The sequence below is a fragment of the Aceticella sp. 75b-Ac genome (genome assembly GCF_056032965.2).
Genome location: NZ_CM190971.1, coordinates 1,089,589 through 1,109,299, shown reverse-complemented (window position 1 = coordinate 1,109,299; position 19,711 = coordinate 1,089,589). Strand labels below are relative to the sequence as shown.

The 19,711-nt window shown below is 32.5% G+C and carries 20 protein-coding genes and 2 tRNA genes; 21 read left to right on the top strand and 1 reads right to left on the bottom strand.

Annotated elements, in window-relative coordinates:
• The first annotated feature begins 22 nt into the window (after window positions 1–22).
• The 18 genes from AC0LWJ_RS05910 to thiI all read left to right on the top strand — a co-directional run bounded on the left by AC0LWJ_RS05910 (window position 23) and on the right by thiI (window position 15,213).
• Window positions 23–98 (top strand) — tRNA-Ala (locus AC0LWJ_RS05910).
• A gap of 1 nt (window position 99) precedes the next feature.
• A tRNA-Ile gene (locus AC0LWJ_RS05905) sits at window positions 100–176 on the top strand.
• A 132-nt stretch (window positions 177–308) separates the two neighbouring features.
• Window positions 309–1,472 carry a sensor histidine kinase gene (locus AC0LWJ_RS05900; RefSeq protein WP_474238597.1) on the top strand — a complete coding sequence of 388 codons (1,164 nt, stop codon included), beginning with the start codon at window positions 309–311 and terminating at the stop codon, window positions 1,470–1,472.
• The gene (locus AC0LWJ_RS05895) at window positions 1,447–2,067 is read left to right on the top strand and encodes a response regulator (protein ID WP_474238596.1); all 621 of its coding nucleotides are present in this window, start codon (window positions 1,447–1,449) and stop codon (window positions 2,065–2,067) included. The genes AC0LWJ_RS05900 and AC0LWJ_RS05895 overlap by 26 nt, the downstream gene beginning before the upstream one ends.
• An 82-nt stretch (window positions 2,068–2,149) precedes the next feature.
• Entirely contained in the window at window positions 2,150–3,553 is a 1,404-nt protein-coding gene (locus AC0LWJ_RS05890; protein WP_474238594.1) for an aminopeptidase, read from the top strand.
• A 72-nt stretch (window positions 3,554–3,625) separates the two neighbouring features.
• Window positions 3,626–3,883 (top strand): putative Se/S carrier protein, encoded by a 258-nt coding sequence (locus tag AC0LWJ_RS05885; RefSeq protein WP_474238592.1) that lies wholly within the window; start codon window positions 3,626–3,628, stop codon window positions 3,881–3,883.
• A 163-nt stretch (window positions 3,884–4,046) separates the two neighbouring features.
• Window positions 4,047–4,631, top strand: coding sequence for a hypothetical protein (locus tag AC0LWJ_RS05880; RefSeq protein ID WP_474238590.1), 585 nt, complete (start codon window positions 4,047–4,049; stop codon window positions 4,629–4,631).
• Between the two features lie 170 nt (window positions 4,632–4,801).
• Entirely contained in the window at window positions 4,802–6,484 is a 1,683-nt protein-coding gene (locus tag AC0LWJ_RS05875) for an HD-GYP domain-containing protein (RefSeq protein ID WP_474238588.1), read from the top strand.
• Between the two features lie 135 nt (window positions 6,485–6,619).
• Complete coding sequence (locus tag AC0LWJ_RS05870; protein ID WP_474238586.1) at window positions 6,620–7,708, top strand: sensor domain-containing diguanylate cyclase; 1,089 nt, start codon at window positions 6,620–6,622, stop codon at window positions 7,706–7,708.
• 30 nt (window positions 7,709–7,738) lie between these two features.
• A complete protein-coding gene (locus AC0LWJ_RS05865) occupies window positions 7,739–8,326 on the top strand; it encodes a TatD family nuclease-associated radical SAM protein (RefSeq protein WP_474238583.1) in 588 nt (195 codons plus the stop codon).
• A gap of 153 nt (window positions 8,327–8,479) precedes the next feature.
• Window positions 8,480–9,034 (top strand): (Fe-S)-binding protein, encoded by a 555-nt coding sequence (locus tag AC0LWJ_RS05860; RefSeq protein ID WP_474238580.1) that lies wholly within the window; start codon window positions 8,480–8,482, stop codon window positions 9,032–9,034.
• Window positions 9,035–9,241: 207 nt separating this feature from the next.
• Entirely contained in the window at window positions 9,242–9,370 is a 129-nt protein-coding gene (locus AC0LWJ_RS05855; RefSeq protein ID WP_474238578.1) for a hypothetical protein, read from the top strand.
• Between the two features lie 39 nt (window positions 9,371–9,409).
• A complete protein-coding gene (locus AC0LWJ_RS05850; RefSeq protein WP_474238576.1) occupies window positions 9,410–10,987 on the top strand; it encodes a recombinase family protein in 1,578 nt (525 codons plus the stop codon).
• A 210-nt stretch (window positions 10,988–11,197) separates the two neighbouring features.
• On the top strand, window positions 11,198–12,295 hold the full coding sequence (locus tag AC0LWJ_RS05845) for a glycosyltransferase family 4 protein (RefSeq protein ID WP_474238573.1): 1,098 nt from the start codon (window positions 11,198–11,200) through the stop codon (window positions 12,293–12,295).
• A 30-nt stretch (window positions 12,296–12,325) separates the two neighbouring features.
• Window positions 12,326–12,592, top strand: coding sequence for a metal-sensitive transcriptional regulator (locus AC0LWJ_RS05840; protein ID WP_474238683.1), 267 nt, complete (start codon window positions 12,326–12,328; stop codon window positions 12,590–12,592).
• A gap of 75 nt (window positions 12,593–12,667) precedes the next feature.
• Entirely contained in the window at window positions 12,668–12,886 is a 219-nt protein-coding gene (locus AC0LWJ_RS05835) for a DUF3006 domain-containing protein (RefSeq protein ID WP_474238570.1), read from the top strand.
• A gap of 23 nt (window positions 12,887–12,909) precedes the next feature.
• A complete protein-coding gene (locus tag AC0LWJ_RS05830) occupies window positions 12,910–14,064 on the top strand; it encodes a cysteine desulfurase family protein (protein WP_474238568.1) in 1,155 nt (384 codons plus the stop codon).
• 3 nt (window positions 14,065–14,067) lie between these two features.
• Window positions 14,068–15,213, top strand: a complete 1,146-nt coding sequence (gene thiI, locus AC0LWJ_RS05825) for a tRNA uracil 4-sulfurtransferase ThiI (protein ID WP_474238566.1) — start codon at window positions 14,068–14,070, stop codon at window positions 15,211–15,213.
• A gap of 36 nt (window positions 15,214–15,249) precedes the next feature.
• Here thiI and ychF read toward each other — a convergent pair whose 3' ends face one another.
• A complete protein-coding gene (gene ychF, locus AC0LWJ_RS05820; RefSeq protein WP_474238564.1) occupies window positions 15,250–16,341 on the bottom strand; it encodes a redox-regulated ATPase YchF in 1,092 nt (363 codons plus the stop codon).
• Between the two features lie 168 nt (window positions 16,342–16,509).
• On the opposite strand from ychF, the gene AC0LWJ_RS05815 reads away from it, so the two are divergent.
• The 3 genes from AC0LWJ_RS05815 to yfmH all read left to right on the top strand — a co-directional run bounded on the left by AC0LWJ_RS05815 (window position 16,510) and on the right by yfmH (window position 19,644).
• Window positions 16,510–16,998, top strand: a complete 489-nt coding sequence (locus AC0LWJ_RS05815; RefSeq protein WP_474238561.1) for a YhcN/YlaJ family sporulation lipoprotein — start codon at window positions 16,510–16,512, stop codon at window positions 16,996–16,998.
• A 107-nt stretch (window positions 16,999–17,105) separates the two neighbouring features.
• Window positions 17,106–18,395, top strand: coding sequence for an EF-P 5-aminopentanol modification-associated protein YfmF (gene yfmF / locus AC0LWJ_RS05810; RefSeq protein WP_474238557.1), 1,290 nt, complete (start codon window positions 17,106–17,108; stop codon window positions 18,393–18,395).
• Window positions 18,376–19,644, top strand: coding sequence for an EF-P 5-aminopentanol modification-associated protein YfmH (gene yfmH, locus AC0LWJ_RS05805; protein ID WP_474238555.1), 1,269 nt, complete (start codon window positions 18,376–18,378; stop codon window positions 19,642–19,644). Before yfmF ends, yfmH begins: the two co-directional genes overlap by 20 nt.
• The last annotated feature ends 67 nt before the right edge of the window (window positions 19,645–19,711 follow it).

Below are 19,711 nucleotides of genomic sequence, written 5' to 3'. Positions count from 1 at the left end.
TATAATAAAAATTGTCTTAGATGGGGGTGTAGCTCAGTTGGGAGAGCACCTGCCTTGCAAGCAGGGGGTCAGGAGTTCGAATCTCCTCATCTCCACCATGGGCTTATAGCTCAGGCGGTTAGAGCGCACGCCTGATAAGCGTGAGGTCGATGGTTCGAGTCCATCTAAGCCCACCATATTACCCGACCAGGGTTTTTTTTGTCTGGTTTATTTTTTTTGAAGGATTTTCTCATTTTTTGTTGAATATATTAATTATCTTATTTTTTCAAGTATATATTTGTTAAAAAAATAAAAGGAGCATTAAAAAAATGAATTTTAAATATGGGGAGAAACTTGGTAATATAGTAGAAAAAACAGTTGAAGCAATTGATGACAGCAAAACACAAATAAATGAAATCCTTGACAAAACCAGAGAGGAATACTTAGACCTTGAAAATGAAATCAATGAGTTAAAGGTTCGGGTTTTAAATGTAATGAAAGAAGTTGAGAATCTCGAAAGAAAAGAGAAACAGAGCAGGCTTAAATTGGTTTATGTAAGCAAACAATTTGGAAACATGTTTGAAACAAAGGTTAAAGAGGCTTACGATGAAGCAAAAGATATGCAGATACAGCTTATTTTAAAAAGGCAGGAAGAAAAAGATTTAATTAACAGAAGAAATAAGCTGGAAAGGAAATTGCTTGATTATAAGACAATAGTTGAAAAGGCGGAGAAGCTTTCCAAACAAATCGGTGTAGTATTGAAATACCTGACAGGTGATTTTAAGGAAATGCATACACAGTTTGAGGAATTAAAAGACAGGCAAATGATGTGTATGAGAATTATTGAGGCGCAGGAGGAAGAAAGAAAACGAATAGCAAGAGAAATTCATGACGGACCTGCACAGACAATGGCAAATGTTCTTCTAAAAGCGGAATTATGTAATAAGCTCATAAATATAGATATAGAAGAATCAAAGTTAGAGATGAGAAATTTAAAAAATGTTGTTCAAGATTCTCTAAAAGAAGTAAGAAAGATTATATATGATTTAAGGCCTTCATCTATTGACGACATTGGACTTTTACCTGCTGTTTCAAGATATATTAATAACTTTAATAATGAAACAAAAATCAATGTGGAATTAAAGGTTTTGTCTGAATACAAGAAACTACGTTCCGAAATTGAAATTACCTGTTTTAGGATTATACAAGAGGCATTAACAAATATATACAGACATTCTAAAGCAAAAAACGCTTTAGTCAAGCTTGAGTATGGGGAGTGTTATATAAGTATTATAATTGATGATGACGGTGTAGGTTTTGATAGTTCATCTGGAGAGCAGGGTTTTGGATTATTGGGGATGAGGGAAAGAGTTCAAATATTAAGTGGACAATTTGAGGTGCATAGTTCTATTAATAATGGAACTCAAATATATGTATCAATACCTATAGACGGAGGTATTAAAAAAGATGATAAATATTTTGATTGCAGATGACCATGCATTGATAAGACAGGGATTAAAGAAATTAATTGAGATGGAAAAAGATATGAAGGTAGTTGCTGAAGTATCAAATGGTGAAGAAGCATATAAAATTGCACGAGAACTTATGCCTGATATAATTCTGATGGATATTAACATGCCCGGGTCTAATGGAATTAAAGCTGCAAAAATACTGAAAGAAGAAAATAGTAATACAAAAATAATATTTTTAACCATTTACGATGATAGAGAATATTTAATAGAGGCATTTAAAATAGGTGTTGAAGGTTATGTGTTGAAAGATGCAGATAGCGATGAACTTATAAAAGCCATCAGGATTGTAAAAAATGGTGGTATATATATACAGCCATCTCTGCATAATGTAGTAAAAAATTTCGATAGGAATGATTTTAAGAAAGATTTGACAAAAAGGGAATTTGAGATACTTTCACTTATTGCTAAAGGATACACTAATAAAGATATAGCAGAAAATTTATATTTAAGTGAAAAAACAGTAAAAAATCATGTGTATAATATTTTTAAAAAGTTGGATGTTAAAGACCGAACACAAGCAGCAATATATTTAATAAAAAATAGAAATACCTATTAGTCATGTACATAAAATTTGATTTTTAACAAAGAATATTTTATAGTATAATATATGAAATATGGATGGGGGGTAAAATTTCAAGATGGAAAACGATGAATTAAAATTAATCGAGAAGCGTTTTGGTTATAAGAATACAAACGGTTGGACAAGATTAAAGGATGAGGAAAGAGAAAAAGTTTTTAAGCTTGCGGAAGATTATAAGTTATTTATGACAGAGTGCAAAACCGAAAGGGAAGTTGCTGAGAAAATAATAAAGCTTGCCGAAGAAAATGGATTTATAAATATCGAAACAGCTTCAAATTTGAAGCCGGGTACTAAGGTTTATTATAATAATAAAGGAAAATCAGTTGTTATGGCTGTTGTTGGGAAACAATCATTGCAGTATGGTTTTAAAGCAGTTGCTGCACATATAGATTCACCTCGGATAGATTTAAAGCCAAATCCAATGTATGAAGAAGGCGGTATTTGTTTGCTTAAGACCCATTATTATGGAGGTATTAAAAAATATCAATGGGTTACAATACCTTTGGCATTGCATGGTGTGATTATTAAAGGCGATTGTGAGAAGATAAGTTTCAAACTTGGTGAGGATGAGTCAGATCCTGTATTTTACATAACTGATTTGCTTCCACATCTAGCAAAAGACCAAATGGAAAAGAAAATGAGTGAGGCTATATCTGGAGAAGCTCTAAATGCTGTAATAGGAAATATTCCCCTTTCTGATGAAATAACGGTTAAACCTAATCTGCTTAAGCTGTTAAATGAAAAATACGGCATTGTGGAGGAGGATTTTTTAAGTTCAGAATTAGAACTTGTACCTGCTTATAAACCAAGGGATATTGGATTTGATAGAAGTATGGTGGGAGCATACGGGCAGGATGACAGGGTATGTGCGTATACAGCATTAAGGGGAATACTTGATGTAGAAAATCCGGAGAAAACTGCTGTTGCTATTTTTGCAGACAAAGAAGAGATAGGAAGCATGGGAAATACAGGACTTCAATCAAGATTTTTTGAAAATGCGATTGCTGAAATACTTGAAAAACATGAGGGTACAACAGATATAAAGCTTAGAAGAACAATGAACAATGCAGAACTTCTATCAGCAGACGTAAATTCAGCATTTGACCCTTCATATCCGGATGTCAGTGAGAAACTTAATACTGCATATATTGGCAATGGTATATGCCTTACAAAATATACCGGTGCTCGCGGCAAGAGCGGTTCGAATGATGCAAATGCCGAATTTGTAGGAAAAATAAGGAAACTTTTTAACAATAATAGTATTATATGGCAAACAGGAGAACTTGGTAAGGTTGATATTGGCGGAGGCGGTACAGTAGCACAATTTGCTGCAAATTATGGCATGGAAGTTATAGACTGCGGTGTAGCACTTTTAAGCATGCACTCACCGTATGAATTATCGTCAAAATTGGATATTTATATGGCATATAAGGCATATATGACATTTATGCAAAACAAGTAATCAAAATAATTTTCCTCCTCTTATTACGAAGATGGTTATTTTTGAATATATAAAATAAGAGGGGGAATAAATATGATATATGCAATAATTGTATTTTATTCATATCAACATGCAATTTTATGTGAAAAACTTTTAAAACAAAATAATATTTCTGTAGAATTTATTTCAACACCAAAATCTATTATGAATAGTTGCAGTCATTCATTAAAATTTAAGCTTGAATATGCTGAGGTTGTTAAAACAATTGTTCAAAGAACAAGTATTCCTTATAAAGGGATATTCAAGGTGGAAAAAGAATATTCAGGATATAAAGTTATCGGGGCGATTTAAATATTTTTCAAAAAAGATTATCCTTTAATTTTAAAATCTTATCTGCAAAAGTCCTCCTTTCAATTAAATATATTCAGTTGTTGTAACAAATATTAGAGAATTACGTATATTGTAATTAGAAAAACAAAATTTTATATTCAATGAAAAGCAAGGAGGAAATAAAATGGCATTTGAAAAAAAATTAATTGGACAACAAGAAGTTGCTCCAGGTCCTGTTGAACCTGGGCAGTTGCCGGAACCTACTGAAATAACCTGTATAGAAGTTGTAAAAGTATATGATGCATGTTCGCAAAGGTTGTGCCTTGACAATATACCGCCTATTACTTTTGTACCAACGGGTTTAAATCCTTCATTTGGGGGTTGCAAGAATATATCCGTATCACTTGTGACAACTCCGGGTTTTATAATCACACCATTGCAGGATAGGCCAGGCTTTGCAAGGCTTCAAGCAACATTTCAAGTAATGTATGATATAGTTATATCGTATCCTGATGGAAGTACACAGGTACTACCAGGAAATATAACAACATTTAGCAAGGATATTGTGCTTTATGTTCCAGAACCTTCAGCAGCTACTATCAAATATGAAGCAACTGCCGAATGCTTATTTGGAAAGGTAAATATAGGTGTAACAGATACTGTAGAAGTAATTTTAGGTGTATGGATTATAATAAAATCAGCTTTAGATGTACAGCTTTTGGTACCATCATACGGCTTCTGCCCTGTACCACCTGCATGTGTTCCATGAAAAAAATACAATGAGATAAGTTTTTATATTATTTTTTATGAAAAAGAAGGTTTTTAAATAATTATGTAGAAATATATATTGGGTAGGGCGTGTCAGAAGAACTAATTTATATAATAAGAGTTTGCTTGATATGTAGGGAGAATTTTTTTAAAAGTGAGGTTAAAAAGCAAATGAATAAAAAACCTTTACATGGAAATACCCAAGAAAAACAGTTAATTGAGATTATAAAAGCGCAAGAGAGTAAGATTAACGAACTGTCCACAGAACTTGAAATTCTAAAAAAGGTTGAGAAGGAATTACAAATATCATTGGCATATAATCAAATTATAAGCGATGCTTGTTTTATGGCGATTGAAGAAAAGGATTCTTTAAATTATGTTTTCAAAGTCCTAAGTATGGTGAAGAAAAGACTCAAAGTGGAACAAATGTACTTTTTTGAAATTGCTCAGGAAAAAGGCACAATAAACAAGATTTTTGAGTTTATGACATTAGATGAAGTAAATCAAAAGGAAAAATTTCTTGCGGAATACAGAGAGGGATTGAACTGGTGGATTGAAAGGTTTGTAAATGGAGGAACAATGAACTTTGAGAATCTTGAAGCCTCTTTATATATAAATCTAAAGAAAATTTTAAAGGAGCAGGGAATCTATATTAAATTGGTTTTGCCTTTATTTAGAGTGGGAGAATACAGTAGCTTTGTCGGTTTGGGCAGTTGTCTGGATAACAGGGAATGGACTGAAACTGATATCAGCTGCTTTCAATTGGGTATCTTTATTGTTGCAGGATATGTTATGCATAAAGGAATGGAAGAAAAACTTATTTTTTCTTTATATCACGACAAGCTTACAGGGCTTTACAACCGCAGATATATAGAAGAAGAGATAAGACATATAGATATACCAAGTCACCTTCCTTTATCGGTTATTATAAGTGATATCAATGGATTGAAGCTGATTAATAATTCTTATGGCAATGAAACAGGGGATATTACTTTGAAAAAAGTTGCGGAGATATTAAAGAAAAACTGCCGACGTGAGGATATTATCGCTCGCTGGGGGGAGGATGAATTTATTATCTTCCAGCCGTTGACTGATGAAAAAGCAACAGAAGAAAGGATTAATAGTATTAATAAGGAGTGTGTTTTAAACGGTGATGAGTCTCTTCGGATAAGTCTTTCTTTTGGTTATGCCATAAAAAATAAAGCTGAAGAAAATATCTGGGACATAATAGAATCAGCTGAAGAGCGAATGTTGCTTAGTAAGTTTTTGCAGAATAAAAGCTATAGAAATGCTGTTATTTTATCTCTGGGAGCTGCTATTCTTGAAAAAAGCATGGAAACAGAAGAACATGCAGAACGGTTGAAAGAAATATGCAGAAAAATAGGAGAAGGTATGGGCTTGAACTCCCAACAATTGGACGAACTGGAGATACTATCGGTACTTCACGATATCGGGAAAGTGGCCGTCAAAGAAAGTATTTTGCTAAAACCCGGTCCTTTGACAGAGGAAGAGTGGGTGGAGATGAAAAAACATTCAAAGGTTGGATATCGTATTGTACAAGTTATACCGGGGTTGGCTTCTATTGCTGAATATATCCTGTACCATCATGAACGTTGGGATGGCAAGGGTTATCCACGAGGGCTGAAAGGAGAAGAAATCCCGCTGTTATCTCGTATTTTGGCTGTTCCTGACAGTTTTGATGCTATGACAAATGACAGGGTGTATAGGAAAGCAATGAGCAGAGAGGAAGCGATAGCTGAAATTAAAAGGAATGCAGGAACGCAGTTTGACCCGGCGGTGGTAAATGCTTTTATTGAAAGCTGCTGTAAAAAAGAAAAAAATGAGGTTTTATAATAGATTTAAAATTATAGAGTAGGGGGTGAATATCTGGTCTAAGCCGTATTAAACTTTTGGGCTAAGATTGGATACAGAATGTTTTCTTATATTTGTGAAAAAATTAATGCTTCTAAATTACGCAGTAGAATTGCGATGATTATTATAATAGCTATTCTTGTGTCATTTGCTGTTTCTTTTGTTGTAATATCTGCTTATGATGAAGTTATAATGTCTGCTACAGATAGGGTAAAGTACGATATTGATTTATTTCAAACATTGCTTGAACAAAAGTATCCCGGGGCATGGAATATTAAAAATGGAAAACTTTACAAAGGCAATATTCAGTTAAATGGTAATTACGATGTGGTTGATTGCTTTACATCGATTTCCGGCAACACAACCACAATTTTTCAAGGAGATACAAGAATTTCCACATCTATTAAAAATAACAAAGGTGAACGGGTCATTGGTACAAAGGCTGATCCTCAGGTTGCAGAAACAGTTTTAAAACAGGGTAAAAATTATTTTGGGATAGCTAATATAGTTGGTGAGAAATATATTACGGCATATAAGCCTATCAAAGATAATGAAGGGGAAATTATTGGTATGGTTTATACCGGAATACCCTTGTCTTCTTTTGATATTGTGAAAAAAAGGCTGATTTTAAGAATAGGTTTTCCCAGTTTTCTATTTTTGATATTTGCTATAACAGAAATAATGTTAATTGTGGAATGGATTAACGTACGCAAATTAGCTTTAACGGATTCTTTAACAAATGCTTATAACCGTCGTTATTTTACGCAGATGCTGGAAAGAGAAATAGAATATGCGAAGCGGACAGGGTTGATTTTTTCCATAATTATGGTGGATTTGGACCATTTTAAGAATGTAAATGATCGGTTTGGTCATGCTGCCGGTGATTTAGTTTTGAAAAGTTTAGTAAATATGATTAAGCAGAGGATACGTAAAACAGATTGTATTGCTCGCTGGGGGGGAGAAGAATTTCTAATACTTTTGCCTAATACGCCTGTGGATAAGGGAGCATATTTGGCAGAGGAACTTAGAAAACGCTTAAGCCGCATGATCATTCCTAAGGTGGGACATGTGACTGCCAGCTTTGGTGTTACGAGTTATTGTGAGGGCGATACGATTGATACCTTGGTTATGCGTGCTGACAATATGATGTACAAGGCAAAGTCTTCCGGACGAAATTGCGTACGGTTTACAAATGAATGTACTTAAATACTTAAGATGAAATAGGAGTTGAAAAAAATGATTGCATATAAGTTGGGAAATTCTCTATACCTTAATATTACAAACAGGTGCACGAATAGATGTGAGTTTTGTATAAGGCAAAGGGAAATAGGAGTGGGAGGTTATGACCTTCGTCTGGAAAAGGAGCCTTCATTAAAGGAAATCATAGAAGCCATCGGTGATCCCTCTGGTTATAATGAGGTAGTTTTTTGCGGATATGGCGAGCCTCTAATGTGCCTTCAGACTGTTTTGGATGTGTCAAGATATTTGAAAAAGAATTATCCCAATGTACTAATTCGAATAAACACCAATGGTCAGGCTAATCTCATTTATGGTGAGGATATAACTCCGCAGTTTAAAGGTCTGGTGGATGTTATTTCCATAAGCCTTAATGCAGAAAATGCCGAGAAGTATCAGGAGTTATGCCATTCGGACTATGGGAAAGAGGCATATTATTCCATACTGGAGTTTGCGAGGAAATGTAAGAACCATATTCCTCGCGTGGTATTGTCTGTGGTAGACCTTCCCTCAATAGATGTGGAAAAGTGCAGGAGATTGTCTGAGGACCTTTGCGTGGAATTGCGAGTCAGAATATACTATGAGTAGATTAATTTTGACCTTAAAAATTTATTGCTTTTATTAATGAGTGAAAGTTATATATTATCATGTTTTATAAAAAAAGAAATATATTATTTTGCTTTACATAAGGGAGTTAATAAAAAATATATAATTAACCCAGGTATTAGGAGGAATAAAATAATGCATGAATTACCATTAATCGAACATTTTAAAAGAAAGATAAATTATGTACCATGTATAGCCGGTAGCGACCTTTTAGTGGAAACGATAATCATTGATTTCGATCTTTCCGAATTACTTCCATATATCAATGCTGTAGCTGAAAAAGCGAAATATATCCCTGAACTTAATTGGATTAAATTTAAGTTTCATGGATTTCCGCATAAGTATCAGGATGGTACATGGGATGTTGCGGTTCATCAAAATACTATTTCAGTACGTGCTTTTTTAGATAAGGATACTGCGGATAAGGTTTCTGACGAGTGTATTAACTATATTAATGATATTATTTTTCATAAAGAAGAGATAATACCAAGTTATAAAGAATGGAAACAACCTAAGGCAATTGATATAATAAAATATTTACCTAAAACTAATTGCGGAAAATGCGGTTTTGCAACCTGTATTGCTTTTGCTGCAAAATTAGCTCTTGGAGAAACAGATTTGATAAACTGTCCTGAATTATCAAAAGAGCCGGACAAGCGGCAAAAATTGTTAGAGTTACTTGGAAATTAATCCGAACTAATATATTTATTTTAATTTTAAATTAAAAAGTTGTTTTTGTTACTATTCAAATAATGATTATAAATATTATAAAAATCAAAATTTAATTAGGAAAAAAATTTAATTTAGAGATTATATAGGATCTCTTTTTTATTTTGCAAGTGTACAATCTATGTATACATATATTTATTACGAACGGATTATAAGGGAGGTGCTTTTATGGATGAAAGAAAAGATAAATCAGAAAAGGTTGTAGACAAAATACTTGTTTTACATGAGTTTGATGATAAAGGCAAAAAACTGGAGTATTTAATAAAACTTATTATAAAACAAACAATAAATTTATGAAAAATAAATTATGGTGGTTATCCATGAAGGAGGTTTCAAATGTTTAAGGATAACGTACCGGAAAAAATTTGGAATTGTGCGGTATACTGCAGGCTGTCAAAGGAAGATTTAAACCATGGATATAGTGAAAGTATACAGGCACAGAAAAACGAATTGACTAAATTTGTTTTAGAAAATGATTGGAGTCTTTTTGGTGTTTATATTGATGATGGTGTAAGCGGAACTACCTTTGAACGGGATGATTTTAAAAGAATGATTGATGATGTTGAAAATGGCTTTATAAATTGTATTATAACAAAGGACTTGTCCAGACTTGGACGTGATTATATAGAAACAGGAAGATATTTAGAGAAAGTATTCCCCGAGTTTAGCATAAGATATATTGCTTTAAATGACGGCATAGATACGTTAAAAGGTGATGATGACAGTATACCTTTTAGAAATGTTGTTAATGATATGTATGCTAAAGACATATCGAAAAAAATCAGATTTAATCTTTACAGCAAAATGAAAGACGGCTTATATGTAGGAGCATTAGTACCTTATGGGTATAAAAAAGACCCGAATAATAAAAACAGATTAATACCTTCTAATGATATTACAACTCAGGCAGTAAAGAGAATTTTTTCATTATATTTGGATGGTTTTGGGAAACAAAAGATTGCTAAAATATTATCGGAAGAAGGTTATCCTACACCATCAGAATCAAAAGAGAATTATAACAATTCGAATCAGAAGGTTAAAATGTGGAACAGCAATGCTGTTCACCGGATATTGACTAATGAAGTATATATTGGAACAATAGTTCAGCATAAAAGAAAAAAAGTATCATACAAGGTTAAAAAAACTAAGGAAGTTCCGGAAGAAGAATGGATTAAAAAAACTGATATGCATGAGCCAATAATAGATAAAGATATTTTTTGGCAGGCACAGGAGATAATACGGGAAAGGTCAAAAATGAAATTCAGACCGGGGCATGTTACACATTTGTTTTCGGGTAAAGCCAGATGCGGTGATTGTGGTTCATATATGGGGTATTTTTATGATAAATATAGAAGTGAGCCATGTTGGAAACTTATCTGCGGTGTCTTCAGGAAATATGGTTCAAAAGCTTGTACAATGCATTCTATTCCTGAAAAAAAGTTAGAGCAAATTATTTTAGCGGACCTCAGAGGTATAGTAAAAGGAATGCTTGATTATCAGGAATTGATGAGAATTGCAGAGGATTCGGTTGAGGAAAAATGTATAGAGCAGGAAAATATATATAAGGAATACAAGAAAAAACTTTTCAATTTGCAAAATACTTTTAAACAGATGTATTATGACAAAATTAAAGGGCTATTAAATGAAGAGCAGTTTAAAATACTTTCCAACGAGATTCAAAATGAAATGAACACTTATCAAAATAAATTAAATGAGATTGAAAAAGATATAAATTCAAAGGATAGGAAAATGATTCTTATACAACAGGTATACGAAAAAATTAAAGCAATAGTTGATATGCAGGATTTAAACAGGCAAATGGTTGAAAATCTTATTGACTTTATAGAAATATTTGATGATAATAAAGTTAAGATACGTTATAAATTTTCCAGTCCTGAAAATTACTACTCATAGTAGATTTTCACCTGCATGCGAAGAATTTCCAACAAATGTTTGTGATGAATTTATGAAGAAACCATTTCCACCATTTATACCCCCACAAAAAGCACCATATTCACCATATTGATAAAAAGCCAGCAAATAGCTGGCTTTTACATATTACCAAGCTGATGCTTTTATTAATTTTTGTACTTTGAGTTTAAATAGGAAGGAATAAAAATAAATATGGAAATATTATTTATGACTTTTATAGATATTTTAAATTCACTTCCTCAGAGAAGTCACCATATCATAGATTTTTTGAAAGAAAGGTATGATTTGACAGTATTATTTTGCCGCTATAATGAATCTGGGGTATTCAATAAGAAAGATGGGAAAACTAAATATATAGGTATTCCTGTTAAATTTTATGACCTTTTTAGTCCTATGACGCTATATAAAGCTTATACGGAAATTAATAAGGAAAGTTATGATATATGCATAGCACAAGGACCATGGATGGGTATTGTTGCTGTAGAATTTAAGAAATCAGGTAAAATAAATTTATTGGCATATGAAGATATAGATTATTTTCCGGCTTTTTTCCAATATGAAGAAATATATAACAGGACAAGGAATATGGAAAAATTCTGTATTGAAAATGCAGATGTAACGTTTAGTGTAAATCGATATTTGATAAAGTTGAGAGAAGAACAGACAGGTATTACACCATATTATATTCCCAACGGTGTAAAATTTAATATTTTTCAAAAAAGGAAAAAAGAGCATGAGGGATTATGCCTTATTTTCAGCGGTTCTCTTGAACATTGGTCAGGCTTGGAACTACCAATAAAAGTACTGCCCGCCTTGAGAAGAGAATTTAAAGAGGTATATATAAGGGTGCTTGGTAAAGGACACTATGAAGCAGCATTAAAAAAACTTGTAGCAGATTTAAAGATTGATGATTATATACATTTTCATGGGAAGGTAGAATACAATGACTTGCCATATTATTTTAGTATGGCTGACATAGGATTATGCACATTATTTCCTACTGAACTTATAAACTATTCTTTTCCTTTAAAAGCAGTTGAATATATGGCGGCAGGTTTGCCTGTTGTTGCTACAGATATGGGGGAACTTGGGGATTTGATAAAAAAGAATAAATGTGGTATAACAATAACATACAGTTATACTGATTTATTGGAAAAATTGATTATACTTTTGAATAATCCGGATAAATTAAGGAGTATAGGGAGTAACGGATTAAAGGCAGCGGAAATGTATGATTGGAAAAATTTATTTGAAAAAGAATTAAATATTATTTTGCAAAAACTTAAATAAGATTAAAATTTTGATGAAGGGTGAATCATGATGAGTGATGGTATAAGGGAAGATGTATTGCTAAGGTTGAAAACCATTAAAGGGCATATAGCTGGGATTGAAAAAATGGTTGAGGAGAGAAAAGGATGTCCAGATATTCTGCTGCAGATAGCAGCTGTAAGGTCTTCACTGGAGAAGGTTGGACTTTTTATAATAAATGAACATGCTCAGGAGTGTTTTTCTTCAAAAGAAGATGGGAAAATTACATATGAAGAAATGCAAAGGGTAATAGATTTCGTGATTAAATTTTTGAAATAACAAACATTAATATGAACGTTCAAGACGCAGTTTATCTGTCTTAGTTATATAATACAAAAAGAAGAGGTGTTTTTGATGAGGATACATGGCATAATTGATAGTATAGAAGATAATATTGCTGTGATTTTGCTGAATGATGAAGAAAAAACTATAAACATACCTGTAGATTATCTTCCAAGCAATGTTGTTGAAGGGGATATCATTGATATTTCAATAAATATAAATAAAGGAAAAGCGGTTCAAAAGTCTGATAAACTTAAAGAGATGATGGCGAAGGTTTATAAAGAAGATTGAAATTATCATGAGGATGTGTGTAAATGGAAGTATATCTTGATAATAGTGCTACCACAAGAGTAAGAAGTGAAGCTGTTGAAAAAATGGTAAAGGTGATGGATATAAATTATGGGAATCCGTCATCGATACATTTAAAAGGATATGAAGCGGAAAAAATACTTAATGAAGCAAGGCATAATGTTGCTGAATTAATAAATTGTGAGGACAGTGAAATAGTATTTACATCGGGTGGTACTGAATCAAACAATCTTGCATTGAGAGGAATTGCCGAAGTTATGAAAAAAAGAGGTAATCATATTATCTCTTCTAAGATAGAGCATCCTTCTGTTTTAAATGTATTAAAACAACTGGAAGAGGAAGGATTTGTGGTTACATATCTGGATGTTGATGAAGCCGGTAAAATAGATTTAAAAGAACTTAAAGAGGCAATAAGCAGTAAAACAATACTTATATCCATTATGAGTGTAAATAATGAAATAGGTACTATTGAGCCTGTTGAAAGTATTGCTGTACTTACGGCTCAATATGAACTTGCTGTATTTCATGTTGATGGGGTACAAGCAGCAGGAAAAATTGACATTAATGTTAAAAATGATAATATACATTTATTATCATTAAGTGGTCATAAAATACATGGACCTAAAGGTATAGGAGCACTATATATTAAAAAGAAGGTCAGGATAAAACCCATAATTTTGGGTGGTGGTCAGGAGAGAAATCTACGTTCAGGGACTGAAAATCTTCCCGGCATTGCAGGATTTGGCGTTGCCTGCAAATTATCAAAAGAAGAATTTAAGGGAAATGCTGAAAGACTTAGAATCCTGAAAAAAAGATTGTATGACGGGATTTCTGCTGAGATAAGGGATATCCATTTAAATGGGCCTGAAATAAATGATGGTGCGCCACAGATTTTAAATGTATCTTTTCCAGGTGTGAAAAGTGAAGTTCTTTTACATGCTCTTGAAGAAAAAGGGATATATGTTTCTACAGGTTCGGCATGCTCCAATAGAAAGGATGGTGTAAGTCATGTTTTGAAATCCATAGGATTAAAACGTGAACTTGCGGAAAGCGCCATAAGATTTTCTTTTGGATATTTTAATACTGAAGAAGAAATTGATTATACAGTATCTGTTTTAAAAGAAAAGGTGAGTTTTTTAAGAAAATATATGCGGAGGTAAAATATGCAAGATATATTGTTAATTAAATACGGAGAGTTAGCGCTAAAAGGAGATAACAGGTCTTTTTTTGAAAATAGACTTATGAAAAATATAAAAAATGCCCTTAATGAAATTAACGATGTAAAAATAGAGAAAACCCACGGCAGGATATATGTGGAATGTAGTGATAATACAGACTATGTAATAGAAAAATTAAAAAGAGTTTTTGGAATTGTAGGAATAACGTTAGCAAAAAAAGTTGATTTGAATATAGAAGATATTTATGAGGCTTCAATTAATATAATGAAGCAGTATAAGGATAAGAGCTTTAAAGTTGAAACAAGAAGGCCCAATAAAACTTTTCCGTATGAAAGCATGGAGATAAGCTGTAAGGTGGGGGCGGAAATTTTAAGCAATGTAGATAATCTACATGTTGATGTACATAATCCGGATGTATTATTAAATATTGAGATACGTGAGATGGCATATCTTTATACGGATGTAATTGATGGTATTGGAGGCATGCCGGTAGGAACTAACGGGAAAGCAACCGTACTATTATCAGGCGGTATAGACAGCCCGGTAGCTGCTTGGATGATGATGAAAAGAGGTGCTGAAGTTAATGCGGTATATTTTCATAGTCATCCATATACATCTGAACGAGCGAAAAACAAGGTTATAGAATTATGCAGGGTTTTATCACAATATGGGCAGAAGATTGACCTGAATATTGTCAATTTTACAGAATTTCAGCTTGCTATTTATGATAAATGCCCGTCTAAAATGACTACAATCATTATGAGAAGGATGATGATGAGAATAGCAGAAAACATAGCAAGAAAAACCGGTTCAATGGCTCTTGTAACAGGTGAGAGCTTAGGACAGGTAGCAAGCCAGACAATAGAAAGCATATACTGTACAAATGCTGCTGCATCTATGCCTGTTTTTAGACCCTTAATTGGGATGGACAAAAGTGAAATAATGGGACTGGCAAAAAAAATAGGGACATATGAGATTTCAATAAGACCTTATGAAGACTGCTGTACAATATTTGTTCCGAAACACCCTGTAATAAAGCCTGTTCTTGAAGAAATAGAAGAGATAGAAAGAAATTTCAATTATCAAAACTATATTGATAATATTAGTATAGATGTTCAAAGTATAAAATAATTGATATATAAATAAGCTGTCGATATCGACAGCTTATTAAACGTTAAATCTAAATACTACTACATCTCCGTCTTGCATTATATAATCTTTACCTTCAAGCCGCATCAAACCTTTTTCTTTTGCGGCAACTTGTGACCCGACTTTAACAAGGTCATTGAAAGAAACTATTTCTGCACGTATAAATCCCTTTTCAAAATCAGAGTGAATTTTACCAGCCGCTTGCGGTGCTTTTGTACCGTTTTTAATTGTCCATGCCCTAACTTCTTTTGGACCAGCGGTAAAAAAAGTAATAAGACCAAGAAGAGAATACCCATGTCTTATTATATTGTTAAGTCCCGGTTCCTTTAGACCATATTCAGAAAGAAGTTCATTTTTTTCATCGTCAGACAAATTTGACAGTTCTTCTTCGATTTTTGCACTTATAACAATAACTTCAGAATTTTCTTTATTTGCATATTCTTTTACTTTTTTAACATAGTTGTTTTCTACTCCGGCTATAAGGTCATCTTCAGATATGTTTGCGGCATACATAACAGGTTTTGAGGTTAAAAGCATAAGTTGATTTACAAAAATTCTTTCATCCTCATTGAAATTGATTGTTCTTGCAGGTTTACCAGCCTCAAGTGTTTCTTTTATTTTTTCTAAAACACACAATTCAAAAGCGAAATTTTTATCGTTTTTAGCGATTTTTGAGGTTTTAGCCATACGTTTTTCTATTACTTCCAAATCTGATAATATAAGTTCAAGGGTAATAATTTCAATATCTCTAACAGGGTCTATGCTTCCTTCAACATGGGTAATATTGGCATCCTCAAAGCATCTTACGACATTCATTATTGCATCAACTTCCCTTATATGTGATAAGAACTTATTTCCCAATCCTTCACCTTTACTTGCACCTTTAACAAGCCCGGCAATATCTACAAATTTTATAGTTGCAGGGATTATTTTTTGAGGGTTTTCCATTTTCGCAAGAATATTCAACCTGTTATCAGGCACCGGTACAATACCGACATTTGGCTCTATGGTGCAAAAAGGATAATTTGCACATTCAGCACCTGCTTCAGTAATTGCATTAAAAAGTGTACTTTTTCCAACATTAGGTAGACCTACTATTCCTATTTCCATTTACAATTCCTCCTATTAGTTTCATTTAGAATTATATATGAAATTGTCTTTTTGTTCAAATTTTTTAAATAAGCATGGGCTAATTTAAAAAATTTGAAATAATATCCAAGTCTAAATTTAATAAATTGTATATATGTGTGCAAAATATTTGTGGGAGGTGTTTTAAAATTGAAAAAAACAAGAAAAATTTTATTGATGTTATTTGTTATTACAATGATTATTACTACTGTATTGTCGGGATGCAAACCGGCTAAAAAGCCGACACCTACAAGGTATACACCACCGGCGCCAAAAACGACACCGGCTCCTGTGAGAAAACCTGTATCAGAAACAGCAAGAGCAGAAAGAATTGCGAGAAATGTTGCAAAGATACCGGAAGTAAACAAAGCAACAGTTGTGATTTCCGGGAGTACGGCACTTGTAGGAATAGATATGAAAGCTCATGTTCAAGGTGCACACGAGACAGAGGTAAAGAAAAAGGTAGAGAAAACGGTTAGGGAAACCGATAAAGCTGTTAAGAATGTTTCTGTTACTGCAGACCCTGACCTTTATAAAAGAATAGATAATATAGCGAAAGGAATAGCTGCAGGAAGACCGTTATCGGAGTTTACTAAACAGATAGCGGAGATTCTTAAAAGAATCACACCAAGTGCATAATATTAAAGCCCGGGGAAACCTGGGTTTTAATATTTAGATTATTGACGAATTAAAACAAGTGAAATATAATGAAGAAATAGTTAGATTATTTTAGAAGGAGTGATAAAATGGATTTAATACATGAACAAATTACTGATGGAATCAATCTTTATGTAAAAAATATAGACAAATTCAAGACTATATCCATAAATACATATATACATAATAACCTTGGAAAAGATGCTACAAGGTTTGCACTTATCCCTTCAATTTTGAGAAGAGGTACAAAAAAAATAAAAACATATAAAGATATATCAAAATTTCTTGAAGGTTTATATGGTGCAACACTTTCATCGGCTGTGTATAAAAGGGGTGAAAGACATATTCAGCAGTACAAGCTTGAATTGGCAGAAGAAAAATATATAAATGAAGATATTTTGAATGTAGGTGCAAATTTTTTAAAAGAATTTTTATTTAATCCATTAATCGTAGATAATGGATTTGAAAAAGCATATGTGAATCAAGAAAAAGAAATTCAAAAAAATAGAATCGAATCCAGAATTAATGAAAAGACAAAATATGCTGTTGACAGATGTATCGAAGAAATGTGTAAAGGTGAAAATTATTCAATATATGAACTTGGCAGTGTAGAGAACCTTAATGAAATTGATGAAAAGAATTTATATAGGTATTATTGCAAATGCATGAATACTTTGCCTATAGATATTTATGTTGTTGGACATGTGGAGCCAGATTATGTTATACAACTTTTTTATAAGCATTTTAATGTTGAAAGGGAAAAAATTTTATCTATTCCGGAAACCGCTATTAAAAAATCGGTTGAAAAAGTCAAATATGTTACTGATAAACTTGATGTTACGCAAGGCAAATTAACCCTTGGTTTTAGGACAAACATAAGTCCAAATGAAAAGGCTTATTATCCACTGTTGCTTTACAGCGGAATCTTAGGCGGGGGACCTTTTTCAAAGCTTTTTATGAATGTAAGAGAGAAATCCAGTCTTGCATATTATGCTTCAACAAGGTTAGAACGTTTTAAAGGGCTTATGCTTATTATGTCAGGGATAGAAATAGACAACTATCAGAAGACCCTTGATTTAATACTGCAACAGGTAGAGGAAATGAAACGAGGAAATATAAGCAATTATGAATTTGATTCGACTTTAAAAGCTGCAAGAACATCAATGAACGCTATAAAAGATAGTGCGACACAACTGTCTGACTTTTATATGTCACAGAATATTGCACATTCAAATGATGATATAGAAAATTTTATTAATAAAATAGAAAAAGTTACGATAGATGATGTTGTGAGGGTTTCAGAAAACATCAAGCTTGATACGGTATACTTTATGACAGGGAAAAAAGGAGGTGTAGCAAATGCAGGAAATATGCAATAAGACCATAGATGAAAAAATGTATTTTGCAGAACATGAAAGCGGATTAAAAATATATTTGATGCATAAAAAAGGCTATACAAAACAGTTTGCCATATTTGCCACACATTATGGTTCTAATGATTGTAAATTTATTATTCCGGGTGAAAATGATATTACACAAGTTCCTGACGGAATTGCACATTTTCTTGAACATAAAATGTTTGAAGAAGAAGAAGGGAGTATATTTGAGAAATTTTCTAAAAATGGTGCTTCTGCAAATGCATTTACGAATTTTACAACAACAGCATACTTATTTGCAAGTACAGATAAATTTTATGAAAATTTAAAGCTGCTTGTAAATTTTGTACAAAATCCATATTTCACGGATGAAAATATAGAAAAAGAGAAAGGAATAATTGGGCAGGAGATTAGGATGTATGAAGATGACCCTAATTGGCGGGTATATTTTAACATGTTGGATGCCTTGTACCACATTCATCCGGTAAAAATTGATATAGCTGGAACAATCGATTCAATTTCAAAAATCAATAAAGAAATGCTGTATAAATGTTACAAAACATTTTATCATCCTTCAAATATAGTGCTTTTTGCCGTTGGAGATATTGACATAAATAAATCTTTAAAAATAATTATGGATAATATAAAAGAGAAGTCCAAACAGGGTGAAATAAAAAGAATTTATCCCGAGGAGCCTAATACGGTTAATAAAGATTATGTGGAGCAGAAAATGTCTGTATCTATGCCAATTTTTAATATTGGTTTTAAAGATACGGATGTTGGATACGGCGGTAAAAAGCTTTTAAAAAAGGATTTATCAACTCAAATTTCCCTTGAACTTTTAGCAGGAAGAAGTTCTGATACATATGAAGAACTTTATAATGAGGGACTTATTGATAATACGTTTGAAACAGAGTATATTGGTGAAATTGATCACGGATATTCAATTATAGGCGGTCAGTCAAAGAATCCGCGGGCTGTAAAAGATTTAATCCTGAATAAACTTGCAAATACTGACAATTTTAAGGAAGAGGATTTTGAAAGAATAAAGAAAAAGTTTATGGGAAGGTTTTTAAGGGCTTTCAATTCCGTTGATGGTATAGGGCAAAGTTTTATCTCCTATTATATGAAGGATATAAATATTCTTGATTATCTTGATGTGCTTAAGGAAATACAATACATTGATATAATAAACAGATTTAAGCATCATTTAAACAAGGGAAATTCTGTTTTATCTGTTGTTAAACCTTAACTCTTTTATATAACCCCTGAAAGTGTTTCAGGGGTTTTTTTACAAAATTTTATAGTTATTTTTTTAT